Source organism: Chlorobium sp. KB01 (assembly GCF_001975465.1).
Lineage (GTDB): Bacteria > Bacteroidota > Chlorobiia > Chlorobiales > Chlorobiaceae > Chlorobium.
In genome coordinates this window covers 1-18,268 of the sequence record NZ_MPJE01000080.1, presented here as the reverse complement: position 1 = coordinate 18,268, position 18,268 = coordinate 1, and the positions used below count along the sequence as shown (strand labels likewise).

The 18,268-nt window shown below is 50.2% G+C and carries 13 protein-coding genes and 1 tRNA gene; 10 read left to right on the top strand and 4 right to left on the bottom strand.

What is annotated here, in order from left to right:
- From BOO20_RS09000 to BOO20_RS08990, 3 genes are all read left to right on the top strand, one after another.
- Positions 1-284 (top strand): TolC family protein (locus BOO20_RS09000; protein ID WP_144277145.1); only part of this gene is annotated, 284 nt, incomplete at its 5' end.
- Positions 268-1,230: an efflux RND transporter periplasmic adaptor subunit gene (locus tag BOO20_RS08995; RefSeq protein ID WP_076792187.1), complete on the top strand. Its 963-nt coding sequence runs from the start codon at positions 268-270 to the stop codon at positions 1,228-1,230. The genes BOO20_RS09000 and BOO20_RS08995, both read left to right, overlap by 17 nt.
- Before the next feature lie 2 nt (positions 1,231-1,232).
- Positions 1,233-3,206 (top strand): ABC transporter permease, encoded by a 1,974-nt coding sequence (locus tag BOO20_RS08990; protein WP_144277146.1) that lies wholly within the window; start codon positions 1,233-1,235, stop codon positions 3,204-3,206.
- 288 nt (positions 3,207-3,494) lie between these two features.
- On the opposite strand, the gene BOO20_RS08985 is transcribed toward BOO20_RS08990, so the two are convergent.
- Positions 3,495-4,694: a Coenzyme F420 hydrogenase/dehydrogenase, beta subunit C-terminal domain gene (locus BOO20_RS08985; protein WP_076792185.1), complete on the bottom strand. Its 1,200-nt coding sequence runs from the start codon at positions 4,692-4,694 to the stop codon at positions 3,495-3,497.
- An 80-nt stretch (positions 4,695-4,774) separates the two neighbouring features.
- The gene (sucC, locus tag BOO20_RS08980; RefSeq protein ID WP_076792184.1) at positions 4,775-5,953 is read right to left on the bottom strand and encodes an ADP-forming succinate--CoA ligase subunit beta; all 1,179 of its coding nucleotides are present in this window, start codon (positions 5,951-5,953) and stop codon (positions 4,775-4,777) included.
- 144 nt (positions 5,954-6,097) lie between these two features.
- Between sucC and BOO20_RS08975 the strand changes: the two genes are divergently transcribed.
- Positions 6,098-6,559 carry a nucleoside deaminase gene (locus BOO20_RS08975; RefSeq protein WP_006366231.1) on the top strand — a complete coding sequence of 154 codons (462 nt, stop codon included), beginning with the start codon at positions 6,098-6,100 and terminating at the stop codon, positions 6,557-6,559.
- On the opposite strand, the gene BOO20_RS08970 is transcribed toward BOO20_RS08975, so the two are convergent.
- The gene (locus BOO20_RS08970) at positions 6,556-7,575 is read right to left on the bottom strand and encodes a hypothetical protein (RefSeq protein WP_076792182.1); all 1,020 of its coding nucleotides are present in this window, start codon (positions 7,573-7,575) and stop codon (positions 6,556-6,558) included. The two genes, BOO20_RS08975 and BOO20_RS08970, sit on opposite strands and share 4 nt — an antisense overlap.
- Before the next feature lie 85 nt (positions 7,576-7,660).
- A complete protein-coding gene (locus tag BOO20_RS08965) occupies positions 7,661-8,920 on the bottom strand; it encodes a nitronate monooxygenase (RefSeq protein WP_076792181.1) in 1,260 nt (419 codons plus the stop codon).
- A gap of 316 nt (positions 8,921-9,236) precedes the next feature.
- Between BOO20_RS08965 and gpmA the strand changes: the two genes are divergently transcribed.
- From gpmA to BOO20_RS08935, 6 genes are all read left to right on the top strand, one after another.
- The gene (gene gpmA, locus BOO20_RS08960) at positions 9,237-9,980 is read left to right on the top strand and encodes a 2,3-diphosphoglycerate-dependent phosphoglycerate mutase (RefSeq protein ID WP_076792179.1); all 744 of its coding nucleotides are present in this window, start codon (positions 9,237-9,239) and stop codon (positions 9,978-9,980) included.
- Positions 9,981-10,094: 114 nt separating this feature from the next.
- Positions 10,095-14,696: a glutamate synthase large subunit gene (gene gltB, locus BOO20_RS08955; RefSeq protein ID WP_076792177.1), complete on the top strand. Its 4,602-nt coding sequence runs from the start codon at positions 10,095-10,097 to the stop codon at positions 14,694-14,696.
- A 41-nt stretch (positions 14,697-14,737) separates the two neighbouring features.
- Positions 14,738-16,213, top strand: coding sequence for a glutamate synthase subunit beta (locus tag BOO20_RS08950; protein WP_076792176.1), 1,476 nt, complete (start codon positions 14,738-14,740; stop codon positions 16,211-16,213).
- Positions 16,214-16,286: 73 nt separating this feature from the next.
- Entirely contained in the window at positions 16,287-16,553 is a 267-nt protein-coding gene (locus BOO20_RS08945) for a DUF4404 family protein (RefSeq protein WP_006366226.1), read from the top strand.
- A gap of 40 nt (positions 16,554-16,593) precedes the next feature.
- Positions 16,594-17,910, top strand: a complete 1,317-nt coding sequence (gene clpX, locus BOO20_RS08940) for an ATP-dependent Clp protease ATP-binding subunit ClpX (RefSeq protein WP_076792174.1) — start codon at positions 16,594-16,596, stop codon at positions 17,908-17,910.
- A gap of 69 nt (positions 17,911-17,979) precedes the next feature.
- Positions 17,980-18,053 (top strand) — tRNA-Val (locus BOO20_RS08935).
- The last annotated feature ends 215 nt before the right edge of the window (positions 18,054-18,268 follow it).

Here is an 18,268-nt window from a genome sequence, read left to right as displayed (position 1 = left end):
ATCTGCAGCTTTACGACACCCTTGAAGAGAGCTGGAAGAGCTTTCAGGATGCGCGCCAGCTGGTTACCGTACGCAAGAAGTTTCTTGATGCGGCAATGGAGCGCTCCTCTATTGCCAATGCGCAGTACTCGAATGGTCTGGTGACCTTCAACGAGTGGGTGATTATTGAAAACAATCTTGTGAGTGCAAAAAAAGAGTTTCTTAATGCCGGGGCAGATCTCCTGATTGCCGAGGCTAAATGGATACAGGCAAAAGGGGGAGGAGTTGATGGTGAAGAGAAATAGGATCATTGCAGCGGTTCTTGCTGTTATTATTGTTGCCGGGGTCACCGGGTTTCTGCTGTTCAGGGGCGCCAAAAATTCCGGTCAGCGATTTGAGGAGATCCGTCCCGCACGAGGCAGCATAAGTTCATCGGTATCGACTACCGGTGCGGTTGAGCCCGAGAACCGGGTTAAAATCAAATCTTCGGTCGGCGGAAGAGTCGAGGAGGTTCTTGTTGATGAAGGTCAGCTTGTCAGCAAAGGTACGGTACTTGCCATGCTCAGTTCGACCGAGAGGGCAGCTCTGCTTGATGCCGCCAGGCTGCAGGGAAAAAGCGAACAGGGCTACTGGAACAATGTCTATAAAAAAACTGCTGTTATCGCACCGATGGATGGTCAGGTCATTGTGCGGAGCGTCAATCCAGGACAGACCGTTACAACAAGTGACTCGTTGTTTGTGCTCTCCGATCATCTTATTGTCAAAGCCTATGTTGATGAAACCGATATCGGACGGGTAAAAACAGGTCAGAGGGCGGTAATCGGCCTGGATGCCTATCCTGAAATCAGGGTGAACGGGGTGGTTGAGCATATCTACTATGAGTCCCGTCTGCAGAACAATGTGAGTATCTACAATGTTGATGTGATTCCGGATCGTATACCGGAAGTGTTCCGTTCCGGCATGAGCGCCAACATCAGGATTATTGTGCAGGAACATGCCGGATCGCTGCTGTTGCCGCAGAGAGCGGTGCAGAGCAGGAACGGCAGTCAGGTGGTGATGCAGAAAAAAAGAGGCAAGGATGGCGGGCAGCGATATACCAGGGTGAAAACCGGGTTGCTGGATGACGGCAAAATAGAGATTCTTTCCGGCATTACGGACAGCTCTGTTGTTCTGCTGCCGGACTCCTCGTTTGTGCTGCCGAAAAAGAGTGGAGGGAGGAATCCCTTTACCCCGCAAAGGAGTCGGAGGTGAGCGTGAAACATCTGCTTGAACTTGTCGAAGTTCACCGGACCTACCAGATCGGGGAGAGTACCGTTCAGGCGCTGCGCGGAGTTTCAGTGACCATCGAGCAGGGTGAGTTTGTTGCCATCATGGGCGCTTCAGGGTCGGGCAAATCCTCCCTCATGCAGATACTTGGCCTGCTTGACACTCCCGACAAGGGCGACTACCTGCTGCTCGGCCAGAATGTCAATACCCTGAGTGAAGATGAGCTGTCAGGGCTTCGCAACAATGTTGCCGGGTTTGTTTTTCAGCAGTTTCACCTGCTCAAGCGCATGAGTGTTGTGGAGAATGTGCGCCTGCCGCACATCTACAGCGGCATAAAAGGGGATTTCCGCAAGGAGGCCATAGAGCGGCTCCGCCAGGTTGGTCTTGCCGAGCGAGTTGATCACACACCCAATCAGCTCTCCGGCGGTGAGCAGCAGCGGGTAGCTATTGCACGGGCGCTGGTGCGCGATCCATTGATTATTTTTGCCGACGAGCCTACCGGAAATCTTGACACGAAAAACTCGGCCGAGATCATGAAGATCTTCAAAGGACTTCATGAAGAGGGTAAAACCATTGTTATGGTGACCCATGAAAAAGAGATTGCCGACTATGCCGGGCGGGTCATCACCATGAGAGATGGGGTTATCATATCCGATGAACAGCGGACGGGTAGTGCTTCGGCACGCTCTGCTGAACCTCTCGCGGGCTTTGAAATCCATGGGCCTGCAAAGGTTTCGTTATGGCAGGACGGACGCTTTATCGGTTTTATGGCACAGGCTTTCCAGGCGATTCTTGCCAACAAGATGCGCTCATTTCTTTCGGTACTCGGAATATTTGTCGGGGTAGCCTCAGTGATTGCCATGATGGCTCTTGGCGAGGGAGCCAAGGCAGCCATGCAGGAGCAGCTCAAATCGATGGGCTCCAACATGCTCTCCATAAGGGGTGGATCGGCCAAGATTCGCGGCGCTGCCCAGGGTGCGGGAGCAGTTGCCCGTTTTACCGCCATTGATGTGGAAGATATTGCCGAGCTTAACACGCTGGTAAAAAATGCCACAGGGGTCGTCAACGGCAGCGCACGAATGGTCTACGGTAACAAAAACTGGAGTTCAAGCCTGACCGGAGTTGGTTTTGATTATGGCACCATGCGCGCGACGATTCCCGCAATCGGGAGGTGGTTTGCCGAGGAAGAGATACGCAAACGTGACAAGGTAGCCATAATCGGCGTTACGGTGGTCAAGGAGCTGTTCGGCAACAGCAATCCGATAGGCAGAACCATCAAGATCAACAGGATTAATTTTACGGTCATAGGGATCGCTCCGGCAAAAGGGTTTTCAGGTCCGCAGGATGAGGATGATGTGGTGCTGATTCCGGTGACGACGGCTATGTACCGGGTGCTCGGCAAGGATTATCTTAGCGGTATTTTTGTTGAAGTTACCTCTCCAACCCTGATTGAGCAGGCAAAGAGTACGATCAGTGAACTTATCCGGAAAAGGCACCGGCTTCAGGCCGATGACGACTCCTTCAATATCCGTGATATGACCGAGATACAGAAGATGCTCAGCAGTACGACCCAGACCATGAGTGTTTTGCTCGGTTCCATAGCTGCTATTTCGCTTGTCGTAGGCGGTATCGGCATCATGAATATCATGCTGGTCTCGGTAACCGAGCGCACCAGGGAGATCGGGTTGCGCAAGGCGATCGGGGCACGAAAGGGAGACATCATGCTGCAGTTTCTCGTAGAGTCTGTCGGGCTCACTATCAGCGGAGGTTTGATCGGAATAGTTGCCGGTATCGGGGTCTCTTTTATGCTTGCCATTTTTGCCGGATGGGCCGTTAAAACCTCGGTTGTTTCGGTTGTGGTTGCTACCGTCTTCTCTGCCCTTATCGGTATTTTTTTCGGTCTCTGGCCCGCCCGCAAAGCTGCGGAACTCAAGCCTCTCGAAGCGCTCCGTTACGAGTAGAACTTGCCCGGGATGGATGTATAGTTTAAAAGTTTTTTCTTCCGACTGAGCTTCCTTTACATTTTTTTGAGCAGGATTCTGCCTCAAAGCGCGTCATACTTTGTGAGGGGAGCTACCTGGCTCTCCGGAATGGTTTCAACAACAGGTACGTTCTTGAGTCAGTTGCATGATGATGATGATGCAGGAACGCAAAGATGAGTGATGATTGAGATGACAGGGACGGGCAGGTTGTTGCTTTGGACAGCGGAGGGGAAGTTGTTTCTCTTCGCTGTTTTTTTTTTTCAGGTTTCAGGCTTCAAGGCCGTACTCCTCAAGAATGGAGTATACATGGCGGGGAACCAGCCGTTCAAGGTGCTGCGGATAGTTGAATTTTACAAAGTAGTAGTGTTTTATAAGGTGATGGTCCACAGAAAAATGTGCGAATCCAATGCCCCTTGGTCCTGTACGGAACAGGATCTCCGAGATCAGGTGGCCAGCCGCAACAGGGATTTTACGGGTTGAGCTGAACTTTTTTTTTTGGCACTTCATACTTTCGGCAGAGCTTTTTGCCGAAGCTGCTACAAATTTAAAGCACTCCCACGCTCCTGATTCCGGAAAGGTTTCCAGTTCATCAGCGATCAGATTGTTAAGCACAGCTCCTTTTTCGGTGCGGACCAGTACCCACTGTAACTTGTCTCTTTTTTTGAAGGGCGCGGCCAGATATCCCACCGTTATATCAGCAAGTCCATTCAGGTAATCGAAACAGCTCAGGCATGAGTGCGGAAAGATTTCCGGGTTGGTCAACTCTTCCGGCAGGCTGAAAAAAGGGATTTTCTCAACGTGACCGTCGAGATGTTTGACGTGTACCCGATAGTCCGGCATGAATTCAATATGGCGTGCTGTTGCCGGTGATTTTGAAATTCTTTCAAGAATCCACGGCCACTTTTTTTCGTTTGCATTATCGACGCAGGGAATGCCGATGGTATAGATTTCCATATTGCGCAGATAGTCGAATCGCCGATGAAAGTCACGCAACGCATGAATATGACATGCAGCCCCTATAACGAGGAGTCGTTTCAGCCCTTTGGTGTGAGCCTCTTCGAGGGAGCGGAGCACGGGCGAAAGGACGGGAATACTTCCCTTTGTCTTCAGAATATCTTTTTCGGACCCGGCAAGAACCGGTATTGGATGGAAAAAATCCTCTTCATGACGGTGCAGGGTTACCACACCTTCAACAAGTTTGCTGTTTAAAGCTTTTTCAGCTAACCGGGTTATAATTCCCGACCATTGGGCGCCGGGAAGAGCTGCCCGGAGCCGGGCTACAAAGCGTGAACTGGTTATTCCGAAGCGTGACTCCTCCGGATCGAGAGGGTCTCTTTCGCGCCCGAAAAGGGCTGTTTCATGCCCTCCGAGCCATCCGGTAATGAAAACACAGCTTTGCAGGCTTTCGGAGGAGGGCCATTTTTTTATCGAGCAGAGCCCGCATGAACTGCAAAGAGGTTTCGGCATAGATGTGCTGAAATAAAAACACCCCGCAGATTGATTGTGCGGGGTGAATGGTTTTTCCCTTACAGAGCGCTCTTCATGAATCAGGAGATGGAGAGTGCCTTGTTGACCTTCTGGGCCGCATCACGAAGGCCGTTGGCTGAAATGAGATTCAGTCCCGAGTCATCAAGCATTTTCTGGGCTATTGGGGCGTTGGTGCCCTCAAGGCGCACAATGACCGGCAGATGCAGGCCGATTTTTGTAGCGGCTTCAATAATGCCACCCGCTACACGGTCGCAACGGACAATTCCGCCGAAAATATTGACGAGTATTGCTTTGACATTTTTATCGCTCAGAATGATCTTGAATCCCTCCTCTACCGTCTGGGGGCTTGCCGAACCACCTACATCAAGGAAGTTGGCAGGTTTTCCACCGGCAAGCTGGATCATGTCCATGGTTGCCATGGCAAGGCCTGCGCCGTTGACCATACAGCCTACATTGCCGTCAAGGCGTACATAGTTGAGATTGGATTTTGAAGCTTCAACTTCAAACGGATCCTCTTCGCTGATATCGCGCAGTTCAATAAACTCTTTATGACGGTAGAGTGCGTTATCATCAAAATTGATCTTTGCGTCAAGGGCGAGTACCTTGCCCTCTTTGGTAACAACGAGCGGGTTAATTTCAGCAATCGCCGCATCAATCGAGGTGTAGGCCTTGTAGAGTGCCGATATAAAGTTGACCGCATTGCGGAACTGCTCGCCTTCAAGTCCAAGGAAAAATGCAGCCTCACGTGCCTGGAATCCCTGCATGCCGTAAAGCGGGTCAATCTGGATTTTCAGGAGTTTTTCCGGGGTCTCTTCGGCAACTTTCTCGATCTCCATACCACCCTCGGTTGAAACCATCAGAACATTTTGCGATGTCGAGCGATCAAGGGTAATACCGACATAAAACTCCTTTTCAATATTCATACCCTCTTCAACAAGCAGCCTTCTGACCTCTTTTCCCTCGGGTCCGGTCTGATGGGTGACAAGCGTCAGTCCGATCAACTGCTGTGCTATGTCAAATGCCTCCTCTGCTGACTTGGCAAGTTTGACTCCTCCGGCTTTACCTCTGCCGCCTGCATGAATCTGTGCTTTTACAACAACCACCGGACAATTCAACTCCTCAAAGAGCTGCTCGGCAGCGGTTTTTGCTTCTTCAGGGGAATAGGCAACAATTCCTTTCGGTACGGCAACCCCGAATTTTCTCAGGATATCCTTGCCTTGATATTCATGAATGTTCATATTTTTAGGTCTTGGGTTACGGACAATAGTTCACACGAGTAATGCAGGGAAATCGAAAATTGCGCAAAGAGCAATAGTATAACGAAAATTACGTTTACGGTAAAACCTGTGAACGCTCAACACATCAATATTTACACAAATAGTATGCTCGATTTTACCTGGTGTATGGAACTTGCGTTCCGTGAGGCGATCAAAGCGTTTGAAAAGAAGGAGGTTCCTGTCGGAGCGGTGATCGTTGACAGTAACGGTCATGTTATCGGAAGGGGATACAATCAGGTGGAATCACTTTGTGATGCAACCGCGCATGCTGAAATGATTGCCCTGACCTCGGCAATGGCTACGATAGGAAACAAGTACCTTGAAGATTGTACTCTGGCCGTTACCATGGAGCCCTGCCCCATGTGTGCGGGAGCTATTGTCAATGCAAAGGTGGGGAGAGTTGTTTTCGGGGCCTATGACCCGAAAATGGGTGCATCGGGTACGGTCATGAATATAACAGGATGTCAGCAGCTTAATCATCAACCGGAAGTTTACGGAGGGATTATGGAGAACAAGTGCCGAACCCTCCTTCAGGATTTTTTCAGGGAGCTGCGTAAAAAACCCTAATCATCATCATGATCCTGCGAAATATTCTCCCGTATAATGTTTTTCAGGGAGCTTGCAAGGTGGGATACGATATCCTGGGCTATACCACTTCCGCTTGATGGCTGAACGGTGTCAAGGCTTTCGATTCCTGCCTGCTTGACCGCTTTGCTGATGGTAACCGATAAAAGGGGGTTACACTCCCTGACGATCTCCTTGAGCATGAATGACGCCTCAAACATGCTCTGCTGAATAACCTCTTTTTCGTCTTCTTCAGTTATAACCTGACAATGACGGGTGGCGATGATTCCTGCAAGACAGGTAAGGTAGGTGTTGGTTGCACCGGCCAGGAAAAGGTTCATAAAAAAAGGGGTCAGCAGGTTGCCCGCAGGCAGCAGTGAAGAGAGGGTGTTGCTGAACGCGGACTGGATAATCGGTTTGATATGGGCAGGTATCTCCTCCTTTTTAAAGTCGGCAAGCGGAAGATACTCATAGACGGAACGGACCAGCAGGATAAACTCTCTGAGATGCTGTTCGCGGTTGTGAATAAGATAAATGGCCCAGACCATTTTAATGTTATTCAAAAGGGTGGTCGTTGTGCCGTAAGAGGTGTTCTGGGCGAGGGCGCCTACAAAAAAATTTTTGGTCGCAAACTGCTTGATATCGTTGAGCGAATCGACTTCGAGGAATTTGAGATTGGTGCGGACCCATCGAAGGTCTTTCAGCTTCCTGGACGCATCAGGATGCTTTGAGTGAACAGGCATCCGTTTTGCCAGATAACCGGAATAGGCGTCCATCTGTCTGGAATTTTCATTATCCGGCAGATCGGGTTTGATTGGAAGCGAAAAGAGCCGGACCCCGCTGTACAGCGTCGTGGCGAGAAGCGCACCGCTGAAAAGAAGAAAAAGCATTCCCGTATTGGGGTAGAGCGCATCGAGAAGCTTTGCCGCACTGCTCAACTGATTGACCGAAAAGACAACCAGAAGGAGTATGACCGCAAGAAGGACGGTAAAGAAAAAAAATGAGGCTTTTCTTTTCATGGCAGCTGCATGTTCTCCTCTTATTCAGGCCTTCGCAGGAAATTGTGATCGCACTGGATGCGGCCCTCTTTTTGCAACAGCTTCTTTATGCCAAAGGTTCCGGTTCCGGCAGCCTTATGGCGTGGTCACGACTGAACTGATAATCGAGAAAAATATCTTCAGCTTTTGGAATCTGCCACTTGCCATTATCGAGGCGGTTTGTAGTCTCCTTCAGCCGGTAGGTGGTGTGCCCGCAGGTCCAGCAGTCATAGTTGGCCATGCCGGTGCAGAGGCAGGTTTTTTCTTTGACAACTATCGGTTCGCCGGGCTTTCTTTCTGCAAGAGCGGTGTAGTATGCATCGATATAGCTGCATTTTCCGCCGTTTTCAAGCAGGTATCCGAGTCCCTCGCAATTTGGCTTTATGGCATAGCGAAGGGTTGGAGAGTTGATGAGCATCCTCATTGGATAGCCTGTGGTTGAGGCCATATTGATGACAATATCCTCTTCTCTGGCGTTGAGATAGTGTTGTTTCACCTCATTTGGCAGGCCGGACTCTTTGGTAATGGTAAATCGTGTGGCAACCTGTACGGCTCCGGCACCCATCCTGAGGTAATCGACGGCATCGGTACCGGTAAAGATCCCTCCTGCCGGGATAACCGGAATGTTCAGCTTCTCTTTTTTCATGAAGTCGAGTACTTCAATGAAAATTGTCTTGAGATCAAAGGTATGCCAGTCATCGGGTCCAAAGCCGAGGTGACCTCCGGCAAGGGGACCTTCAACAATAATATAGTCAGGCAGTCGGTTAAGGCGTACCGCCCGTTTCAGGAAAATGGAGAGTGCCCTTACCGAGGAGATGATCAGGCCGATTTTTACATCCCGGAACCGGGGATGATCCTGGATCAGATCAAGTGTGCGGAGATTAAGGCCGGCAGCGAGGGTCAAACCGTCAATTCCGGCATCCATGGCAGCCGAAAGTCTGACTTTCAGTGTCTCGGAGGCGTTGTTCATGGTCAATTTTTCCATGCAATTAAGAAAAATCGCCCCCTTGCCGGTTTTTTTCGAGACCGTATGTTCGATATATAATTTTTGAGCTTTGGCGACCTCTTCAAGATCGAAGAGGACTTCCGATTTGTCGGGATTATTGATGAATTCGGCGTATTTTTTGCGTTTCTGACTGACAAATGAAGTTTTCAATATCCTGTCGCAGACATAGCCGTTTTCGGCATCGGAAATATGTCCGATTCCGCCGAGTTTCTCAGCCACAAGCGCAAGTTCGGTTGTGGAAATATTGACCCCCATGCCACCGATAATGATTGGCACATACTCTTTTCCGCCTAACTGTAATCTGAAATTGTCTACGTTCATTGTCTTTTTATCGGTATAAATAGCATTTACAGATCCTCTTTGCCCCTGAGGTCAGGGGGTCGGCAATACGAAACCCACAAACAGCTGCAAAAATTAAAATTATTTAAGATATCATATTTCGTTTTATAAATCTACTGACAATTCTCTAAATCACTCCTTCTCCGGTAACTATCATGCGCCTTCCCTGCTATTCTTTCCTTGCCGGAGAGGATGAAGTTTGAGAAAAGAGGTGGAGAATATTAAATTGCAGGCCATAACAGTGAGCATCTCGGATTTCCGGCATCAATAAAATATTCTGAAAGGGGGAAAGAGCAATATGATTAAACTCGTCTTGTTACGTCATGGTGAGAGCCAGTGGAACCGTGAAAATCGCTTTACCGGCTGGTATGATATTGATCTTTCCGAACAGGGAAGAAAAGAGGCGGCCAATGCCGGAAAATTGCTCCGGGAAGCAGGATTTGTTTTTGATGTTGCCTATACCTCTGTCTTGAAACGTGCCATAAGGACGCTCTGGACAGTACTTGATGAGATGGATCTGATGTGGATTCCTGTCTTCAAAAGCTGGAGGCTCAACGAACGGCATTACGGCGCCCTGCAGGGTCTTAACAAGTCGGAGACCTCCCAGAAGTATGGTGATGAACAGGTTCTTGTATGGCGTCGGAGCTATGATACCCCTCCTCCTGTGCTTGAAAAAAGTGATGAGCGTTATCCTGGATCAGATCCCCGTTATGCCGCTCTTGAAGAAGCGCAGATTCCACTGAGCGAATGTCTCAAGGATACTGTTGATCGTTTTCTGCCATTGTGGCATGAGACAATTGCACCTGAAATTCGCAAAGGGAAAAACGTTATCATTGCAGCGCATGGAAACTCCCTGCGAGCCCTGGTCAAATACCTTGACCACATCTCTGAAGAGGATATTGTCGGCTTGAATATTCCGACCGGGATTCCTCTGGTCTACGAACTTGATGATGAGCTCAAGCCCCTGAAAAGCTACTATCTCGGTGATCAGGAGGCCTTGAAGAAGGCTGTAGCGGCAGTTGCCGGTCAGGCAAAAGCATAGCCTTTCCGGGAGTGATGCGATCGTGGAATATGTTGTTAAATAACTTATATTCTGCACTCTGAATTGTTGATCGCCTTTTTTTTTGAAACTATTTGAAAAGTTGTGCCTGAAAATATGAATGTTACAAGAAAAGCGGGGCTCTATGATCCTCAGTTTGAGCATGACGCCTGCGGTGTTGGATTTGTTGCCAACATCAAGGGGGTCAAATCCCATAATATTGTAGAGCAGGGACTGCAAATCAACGAGAATCTGAAACATCGCGGAGCCTGCGGGTGTGAAAAGAATACCGGTGATGGCGCAGGAATTCTTATCCAGGTTCCCGACAAGTTTCTGCGCAGGGTCTGTGCGGAAAAAAATATTGAACTTCCGGCGGCAAGCCAGTACGGAGTGGGGATGGTATTTCTTCCTCCGGATATATCGCAGCGTCGTGCTATAGAAGATATCTGTCGTTTGATGATACAGGCTGAAGGGCAGAAGTTTCTTGGTTTCAGAAAAGTCCCGACCGTTAATGACACACTCGGCGCGACCGCCCGCTCTGAAGAGCCTGTGGTCAAGCAGCTTTTTGTCGGCTGGGGCAAGGATATCACCACCGAGCTTGAATTCGAGCGAAAGCTCTATATCATCCGCCGCCGCATTACCAAAAGGGTTAAATATACCGCAGGGCTTCTCGGCAGCAGTTATTTCTATATATCAAGTCTCTCCTGCCGCACGATGGTTTACAAGGGGATGCTGCTTCCCGAACAGGTCGGGGAGTTCTATCCCGAGCTGCACGACCCCGACATGGAGAGCGCTATAGCAATGGTACACTCCCGTTTCAGTACCAATACCTTCCCGAGCTGGGATCGCGCGCATCCTTACCGCTATCTGAGTCATAACGGCGAAATCAATACGCTCAAGGGCAACGTCAACTGGATGAAGGCCCGGGAGAAGAATGTGCAGTCGCAGGTGTTTGGTGATGCCCTTGAAGATATAAAGCCGGTTATTCTTGAGGACGGCAGCGACTCTGCCATTCTTGATAATTCATTCGAGTTTCTTGTGCTTTCAGGCCGTTCGCTTGCCCATGCAGCGATGATGTTCATTCCTGAACCATGGTCAGGAAACCAGAGCATGTCTGAAGAGAAAAAAGCATTCTACGAATACCACAGCTGCCTTATGGAGCCGTGGGACGGGCCCGCTTCGGTAACCTTTACCGACGGTGTGCAGATCGGTGCGGTACTTGATCGTAACGGACTTCGCCCGTCACGCTACTATATTACCAGGGATGACCTTGTTATCATGGCTTCCGAGGTCGGTGTGCTTGATATCGCGCCGGATCGTATTCTCAGGAAAGACCGGCTCCAGCCAGGCCGCATGTTCCTTGTTGATACCGCCCAGGGCCGCATTATTTCCGATGAAGAGATCAAGAGTACCATTGCTTCCGAGCACCCTTATGGCGAGTGGATTGAGCGGAATGTTATTGATCTTGATGCCCTTCCGGATCATCCCCAGTTGAAAAATCCCGATGAAGAGAAGTACAGTCTTACCGCCCGTCAGAAGGTGTTCGGCTATACCCAGGAGGATATCGCCCTTCAGATAAAGGCGATGAGTGAAAAAGGGGTGGAGCTTGTCGGATCAATGGGTAACGATACCCCGCTTGCAGCGCTTTCCAACAAGCCGAAGATGCTCTATGACTATTTCAAGCAGCTCTTTGCCCAGGTGACCAATCCTCCTATTGACTCGCTCAGGGAGGAGCTTATCACCTCGACGACGGTCATGCTTGGAACCGAAGGCGACCTGCTTGAGCCGACAGAGGTTAATTGCCGTCGCATAAGGCTGCCGCATCCTATCCTGACCAATCAGGCTCTCGAAAAGATCCGTGGTATTGATAAACCCGGTTTCCGTGCCATTACACTCCCTATTTTTTACAATGTAGAGCGCGGAGGAAAGGGTATAGAGGTAGCCATGCAGGATCTCTACCGTCAGGCTGAAAAGGCAGCCGGCAAGGGGGTCAATATTATTATTCTCTCCGACAAGGGTGAGATTGAACAGAACCGCGCACCGATACCGGCACTTCTTGCCGTTTCAGGTCTGCACAACTTTCTGATCAATGCCGGTATAAGAACAAATATCGGTCTGGTCCTTGAATCAGCCGAACCGAGAGCCGTTCATCATTTTGCCATGCTCGTCAGTTATGGCGCCGGTGCGATCAACCCCTATATGGCCTTTGAAACGATTCGTTCAGAGGTTTCGATGGGCCATATCAAACTTGAGGAGAAGGTTGCGGCCAAAAACTATGTCAAGGCAGCCGTCAAGGGCGTGGTGAAAACCATGGCTAAAATGGGTATCTCCACTATCCAGAGCTATCGTGGCGCCCAGATATTTGAGGCGGTTGGTCTCAATACCCAGCTTGTTGATGCCTATTTTACCCGTACACCTACCCGAATTGAGGGTATCGGGCTTGATACAGTCGCCGAAGAGGTTCGCAGCCGTCATGAAACGGTTTTTCCGCCAACCGGCAACAAGGTTGATCGTGGTCTCGAAGCCGGAGGAGAGCGGAAATGGCGTTATAACGGGGAGTATCACCTGTTCAGTCCCGAAGCGATCCATGTTCTGCAGCACTCCTGCAGGACGGGAAACTATGAGCTCTTTAAAAAATACGAAAACCTTATTGACAACCAGAGCGAGCATCTTTGCACAATCCGGAGTCTGATGGATATCCGCTTCAGCAAGCAGCCGGTGCCGCTTGATGAGGTCGAACCGGTTGAAGCCATACTTAAAAGGTTCAAGACCGGAGCCATGTCCTTCGGCTCTATCAGTCAGGAGGCTCATGAAACCCTTGCCATTGCCATGAACAGGCTGGGAGGAAGAAGCAATACCGGTGAGGGCGGAGAAGATCCTCTGCGTTTTAAAAAGGATGCAAATGGCGACTCAAGAATGTCGGCCATCAAGCAGGTAGCTTCCGGAAGGTTTGGTGTTACCAGTGAGTATCTTGCCAGTGCCAATGAGATCCAGATCAAGATGGCCCAGGGAGCAAAGCCCGGAGAGGGCGGCCAGCTTCCCGGTTCAAAAGTCTATCCCTGGGTGGCAAAGGTTCGTCACTCAACCCCCGGTGTCGGCCTTATCTCTCCGCCACCCCATCATGATATCTACTCGATCGAGGATCTTGCCCAGCTTATCCATGACCTGAAAAATGCCAATCCCGAGGCGCGTATCAATGTCAAGCTGGTTTCAACGGTAGGCGTTGGCACGATTGCTGCAGGTGTTGCAAAGGCTCATGCCGATGTGGTGCTCATCAGCGGTCACGATGGTGGAACCGGCGCTTCGCCTGTTTCCTCCATTATGCATGCCGGAATGCCCTGGGAGCTTGGCCTGGCCGAGGCACACCAGACCCTGGTGCTCAACAACCTGCGCAGCCGTATTGTTGTCGAGACAGACGGACAGCTTAAAACAGCAAGGGATATTGTTATTGCCGCCATGCTTGGAGCAGAGGAGTTCGGTTTTGCCACAACAACGCTTGTGGTGATGGGATGCATCATGATGCGCTGCTGTCAGGATGACTCCTGTCCGGTTGGTGTTGCCACCCAGAACCCTGAACTTCGCAAGCATTTCAAGGGGAAGCCGGAGCATGTTGAAAACTTTATGCGCTTCCTTGCCGAAGGGGTACGGGAGTATATGTCGCGTCTCGGAGTACGCACCCTTAATGAGCTTGTGGGACGCACCGAACTGCTCAGCATGAATAAAACGGTCGATCACTGGAAAGCACAGGGTATTGATCTGTCCAGGATGTTCTATCAGGCAGAGATTGGCGAGCATGAAACCCGATACTGCACCATCGATCAGGAGCACGGTCTTGATGAGAGTCTTGACCGGACCACCCTGCTCTCGCTTTGCGAACCGGCGATCAAAAGAAAGGAGAAGGTCTCTGCTGTGCTGCCAATCCGCAACACCAACAGGGTTGTGGGCACCATTGTCGGTTATGAAGTGACGAAAGCCTATGGCTCAAAGGGTCTTCCTGACGATACGATTCACCTGAAATTCACCGGATCCGCTGGCCAGAGTCTTGGTGCGTTTATCCCCAACGGTATAACCATTGAGCTTGAAGGCGACGCCAATGACTACGTTGGAAAGGGTCTCTCGGGCGGTCGTATTGTGGTTTATCCTTCAAAAGGATCAACGTTTGTTCCGGAAGAGAATATCATTATCGGTAATGTAGGCTTTTACGGGGCGACCTCCGGAGAGGCATTTATCCGGGGTATGGCCGGAGAGCGGTTCTGCGTTCGTAACAGCGGACTGAATGCTGTGGTTGAGGCAATCGGTGATCATGGCTGTGAATATATGACCGGCGGAGCTGTGGTTATTCTCGGAAAAACCGGACGTAACTTTGCTGCCGGAATGTCGGGCGGTCTGGCCTATGTTTATGATGCTGACGATACCTTTGCTGAAAACTGCAATCATGAGATGGTCGGACTCTCCACGGTTGATGACTTGATGGAGCTTGCGGCTCTTCAGAGCATGATTGAGAGGCATGTCGAGTACACGGGCAGCGACCTGGGTCAGTCGATTCTTGATGACTGGGAGACCAGCCGCCAGCGCTTTGTCAAAGTCATGCCGCATGATTACCTGCGGGCGATGGAGGCCATGAAAGAGGTTGAGGCGGCCGGCATTACAGGCGATGCGGCGGTTATGGCGGCATTTGAAAAAAATATTCATGATCCATCGCGCGTTTCAGGCAATTAACACTGGAAAAGGGCGGAACTTGAAAAGTTTAAACTATCGATATGGGTAAAGTTAAAGGTTTTATGGAGTACCAGAGAGCGTTGCCTGCCGACAGGGCGCCTCTGGAGAGAATAAAAGACTGGCAGGAGTTTCACAAGGAGATGCCGGACGTGGAGCTGCAGAAGCAGGGCGCACGCTGTATGGATTGCGGTACGCCATACTGTCATACCGGAATCATGCTGAGCGGGATGGCGTCAGGATGCCCCATACATAATCTTATCCCCGAGTGGAATGATTATATCTATAACGGTTTCTGGCATGATGCCTATGACCGGCTGATGAAAACCAACAACTTTCCCGAGTTTACCGGAAGAGTCTGTCCTGCTCCCTGTGAAGGCTCCTGTGTGCTTGGCCTTATCGAGCCGCCGGTAACCATCAAGAACCATGAGTATTCAATTATAGAGCATGCATTTGCCGAAGGGTGGGTAGAGCCGAAAAAAATTGCTCACAGAACCGGTAAACGGGTTGCAGTTGTCGGATCAGGTCCTGCCGGACTTGCCTGCGCTGACCAGCTCAACAAGGCAGGCCACAGCGTTACGGTTTTCGAGCGTGACGACCGGTTCGGAGGCCTTATGATGTACGGAATTCCCAATATGAAGCTCGACAAGAAGCTGGTTGTTGAGCGCCGGATTGATCTTATGAAGGCGGAGGGTATAGCATTCATGGAGAGTACCGAAGTCGGTATTGATTATCCTGCTGACAAGCTGCTTGAAGAGTTTGACTCGGTAGTACTCTGTACAGGAGCAACAAAACCCCGTGATCTGAATGCAGAGGGGCGCGAATGTACCGGTATTCATTTTGCCATGGATTTTCTTCGTTCAAGCACCAAATCCGTGCTTGACGGCAGCGCGCCAACCCTTTCGGCGACAGGCAAAAATGTTGTTGTTATCGGAGGCGGTGATACGGGTACGGACTGTGTTGCCACCTCTCTGCGTCAGGGTTGCAAGAGTGTTATTCAGCTTGAGATCATGCCGAAGCCGCCGCTTGAGCGTCAGCCGGACAATCCCTGGCCGGAGTGGCCCAAAACCTTCAAGGTGGATTACGGACAGGAGGAGGCTGCAATGGTTCAGGGTGAGGATCCGAGAAAATATGCAATAATGACCAAGAAGTTTCTCTCCGGAGATGGCGGAGCACTCAAAGCCGTTGAAGTATCCCGGGTTGAGTGGGTAAAGCAGGAGGGCCGATTTGTACCGCTGCCGGTTTCGGGAACGGAGCAGATTATTCCCGCCGAGCTGGTCCTGCTTGCAATGGGCTTTGTCGGACCTGAAGAGCACCTGCTCCAGCAGCTGCAGGTTGCGCGTGATGAGCGTACAAATATCAGGGCCAGTGAAAAAACATTTCTGACCAATCGGGAGGGGATTTTTGCGGCAGGTGATGCCCGTCGCGGTCAGAGCCTTGTAGTCTGGGCTATTTATGAAGGAAGGGCTGCTGCGCGTGCATGTGATCGTTTTCTGATGGGAACCACAAGCCTGCCGTAAACGATCGGGCGGCTTCCGGTGTTATGTGTCATTCCTCTACTGGATTTAACAAATGTTTTAACGGCTCAGCGATATGGAACAGCAAAAACTCAGGGATCTGCTTGAAACGCTTCATCGTGAACTTGAAGGGGTGGACTCTGTTGATGAGACAACACTGAACGTGCTGTCAAATCTCAGGGAGGATATAGGGAAACTTGTTGATGAAAATGGATCAATCAGGGAGTCAGAATCCCGGGCGGATCGCATGAATGAAGCCATAGAGCATTTTGAAGCCGACCATCCCAAACTGAGTATGACGATTCAGCATGTGCTTGACAGTCTGGCCCGAATGGGATTTTAAAGCACAACCTTATTAATATTCTTGACAGCGCAACTATTCCATGACCAGAGAAAAAGAACCGGATAGAGGGAGGCCGAGAGGCGGAAACGGTGAGGGTGAAGTCTTATGTTCATTCTGTGGCCGGAGTGCGCATGAGGCAAACAGCATGGTTGCCGGTCCGAGAGCATTCATCTGCGATCGCTGCATAAAAACATCCTATGAGATCCTCCGCAAGGAGCTGAGTGCCATTCAGCAGAGTGAACGGGTGGCGGAGCAGCCCTTCCAGCCCCGTCTGGTCAGCCCGAAAGCCATCATGGACTCTCTTGACAAGTATGTTGTCGGCCAGGAGATCGCCAAAAAATCGCTTTCTGTTGCGGTATACAACCACTACAAGAGGATTGAGTCACAGGAGTGGATGCATGATGAGGATGATGAGGTTGTTATCGAGAAAAGCAATATTCTGCTCATCGGGCCGACCGGTACCGGAAAAACGCTGCTTGCCCAGACGCTGGCCAACATGCTTGAAGTGCCGTTTTCAATTGTTGATGCCACTTCGCTTACCGAAGCGGGATATGTAGGTGACGATGTGGAGACCATCCTTGCCCGACTGCTTCATGCTTCGGATTTTAATCTCGAACGCGCAGAGCGGGGCATTATCTATGTGGACGAAATCGATAAAATAGCCCGTAAATCAGCCAACGTTTCCATCACCCGCGATGTTTCGGGTGAAGGGGTTCAGCAGGCACTGCTGAAGATTCTCGAAGGGGCTGTTGTGGGTGTTCCGCCAAAGGGCGGCCGTAAGCATCCTGAACAGCAGTTGATCAATATCAATACCAGGAACATCCTCTTTATCTGTGGAGGTGCGTTCGAGGGACTCGACCGGCTGATTGCCAAACGGGTCTCGAAGTCCTCAATGGGGTTTGGCTCCAAGGTCAAGAGCAAGCAGACCGGTTACGACCCGGAAATTCTCCGCTACGTCACCCAGGATGATCTGCATGAATATGGCCTGATTCCCGAATTTATCGGCCGTCTGCCGGTGATCTCAACGCTCGACCTGCTGGATGAGAAGGCGTTGCGCAACATTCTTGTCGAGCCCAAGAATGCCATTGTCAAGCAGTACAAAAAGCTCTTTGAAATGGATGGCGTTGAGCTTGAATTTACCGAAGAGGCGCTTGACAAGGTGGTCTCCATTGCCATTGAACGTGGTACCGGAGCCAGGGCCCTGCGTTCGGTGCTTGAGAACGTCATGATCGATATCATGTTCGAGCTCCCTTCGATGAAAAATACCCATAGATGTCTCATTACGGCAGAGACCATAGAGAACAAGGGCGCGCCGGAGTATTTTTCGGACGACAAAAAACAGAAGAAAATCGCATAAATTCCATACAGGGCTTTCATTCCCTTTGCAAATGACGAATGAAAGCCTATATTTACACCCTTTCAAAGAGGACGATTAGCTCAGTTGGTTAGAGCGCTACATTGACACTGTAGAGGTCAGAAGTTCGAATCTTCTATCGTCCACATCACCCCTCAAAGCCTGCAAACACGCAGGCTTTTTATGTCCGCTCTTACGTCACTGAAATACTCCCATTGTTATACGAAATATTTTACTTCTCCTGAAAAAACCTGATAACTCATTGTATAATTGAGTATTGCGCTTGTATGCGTAATGCCTGCGCTACCTCTACAATCTTTTTGTTCAGGTTTCTGGTATTTTAGGTGCCAAATAGCCCGAA

Excerpts from the sequence above, each read along its gene's own strand:
- BOO20_RS08995 (WP_076792187.1), top strand. The coding sequence starts at position 268 with ATGGTGAAGAGAAATAGGATCATTGCAGCGGTTCTTGCTGTTATTATT.
- gltB (WP_076792177.1), top strand. The coding sequence starts at position 10,095 with ATGAATGTTACAAGAAAAGCGGGGCTCTATGATCCTCAGTTTGAGCAT.
- BOO20_RS08985 (WP_076792185.1), bottom strand. The coding sequence starts at position 4,694 with ATGCCGAAACCTCTTTGCAGTTCATGCGGGCTCTGCTCGATAAAAAAA.
- BOO20_RS08950 (WP_076792176.1), top strand. The coding sequence starts at position 14,738 with ATGGGTAAAGTTAAAGGTTTTATGGAGTACCAGAGAGCGTTGCCTGCC.
- sucC (WP_076792184.1), bottom strand. The coding sequence starts at position 5,953 with ATGAACATTCATGAATATCAAGGCAAGGATATCCTGAGAAAATTCGGG.
- BOO20_RS08965 (WP_076792181.1), bottom strand. The coding sequence starts at position 8,920 with ATGAACGTAGACAATTTCAGATTACAGTTAGGCGGAAAAGAGTATGTG.
- clpX (WP_076792174.1), top strand. The coding sequence starts at position 16,594 with ATGACCAGAGAAAAAGAACCGGATAGAGGGAGGCCGAGAGGCGGAAAC.
- BOO20_RS08975 (WP_006366231.1), top strand. The coding sequence starts at position 6,098 with ATGCTCGATTTTACCTGGTGTATGGAACTTGCGTTCCGTGAGGCGATC.
- BOO20_RS08945 (WP_006366226.1), top strand. The coding sequence starts at position 16,287 with ATGGAACAGCAAAAACTCAGGGATCTGCTTGAAACGCTTCATCGTGAA.
- gpmA (WP_076792179.1), top strand. The coding sequence starts at position 9,237 with ATGATTAAACTCGTCTTGTTACGTCATGGTGAGAGCCAGTGGAACCGT.
- BOO20_RS08970 (WP_076792182.1), bottom strand. The coding sequence starts at position 7,575 with ATGAAAAGAAAAGCCTCATTTTTTTTCTTTACCGTCCTTCTTGCGGTC.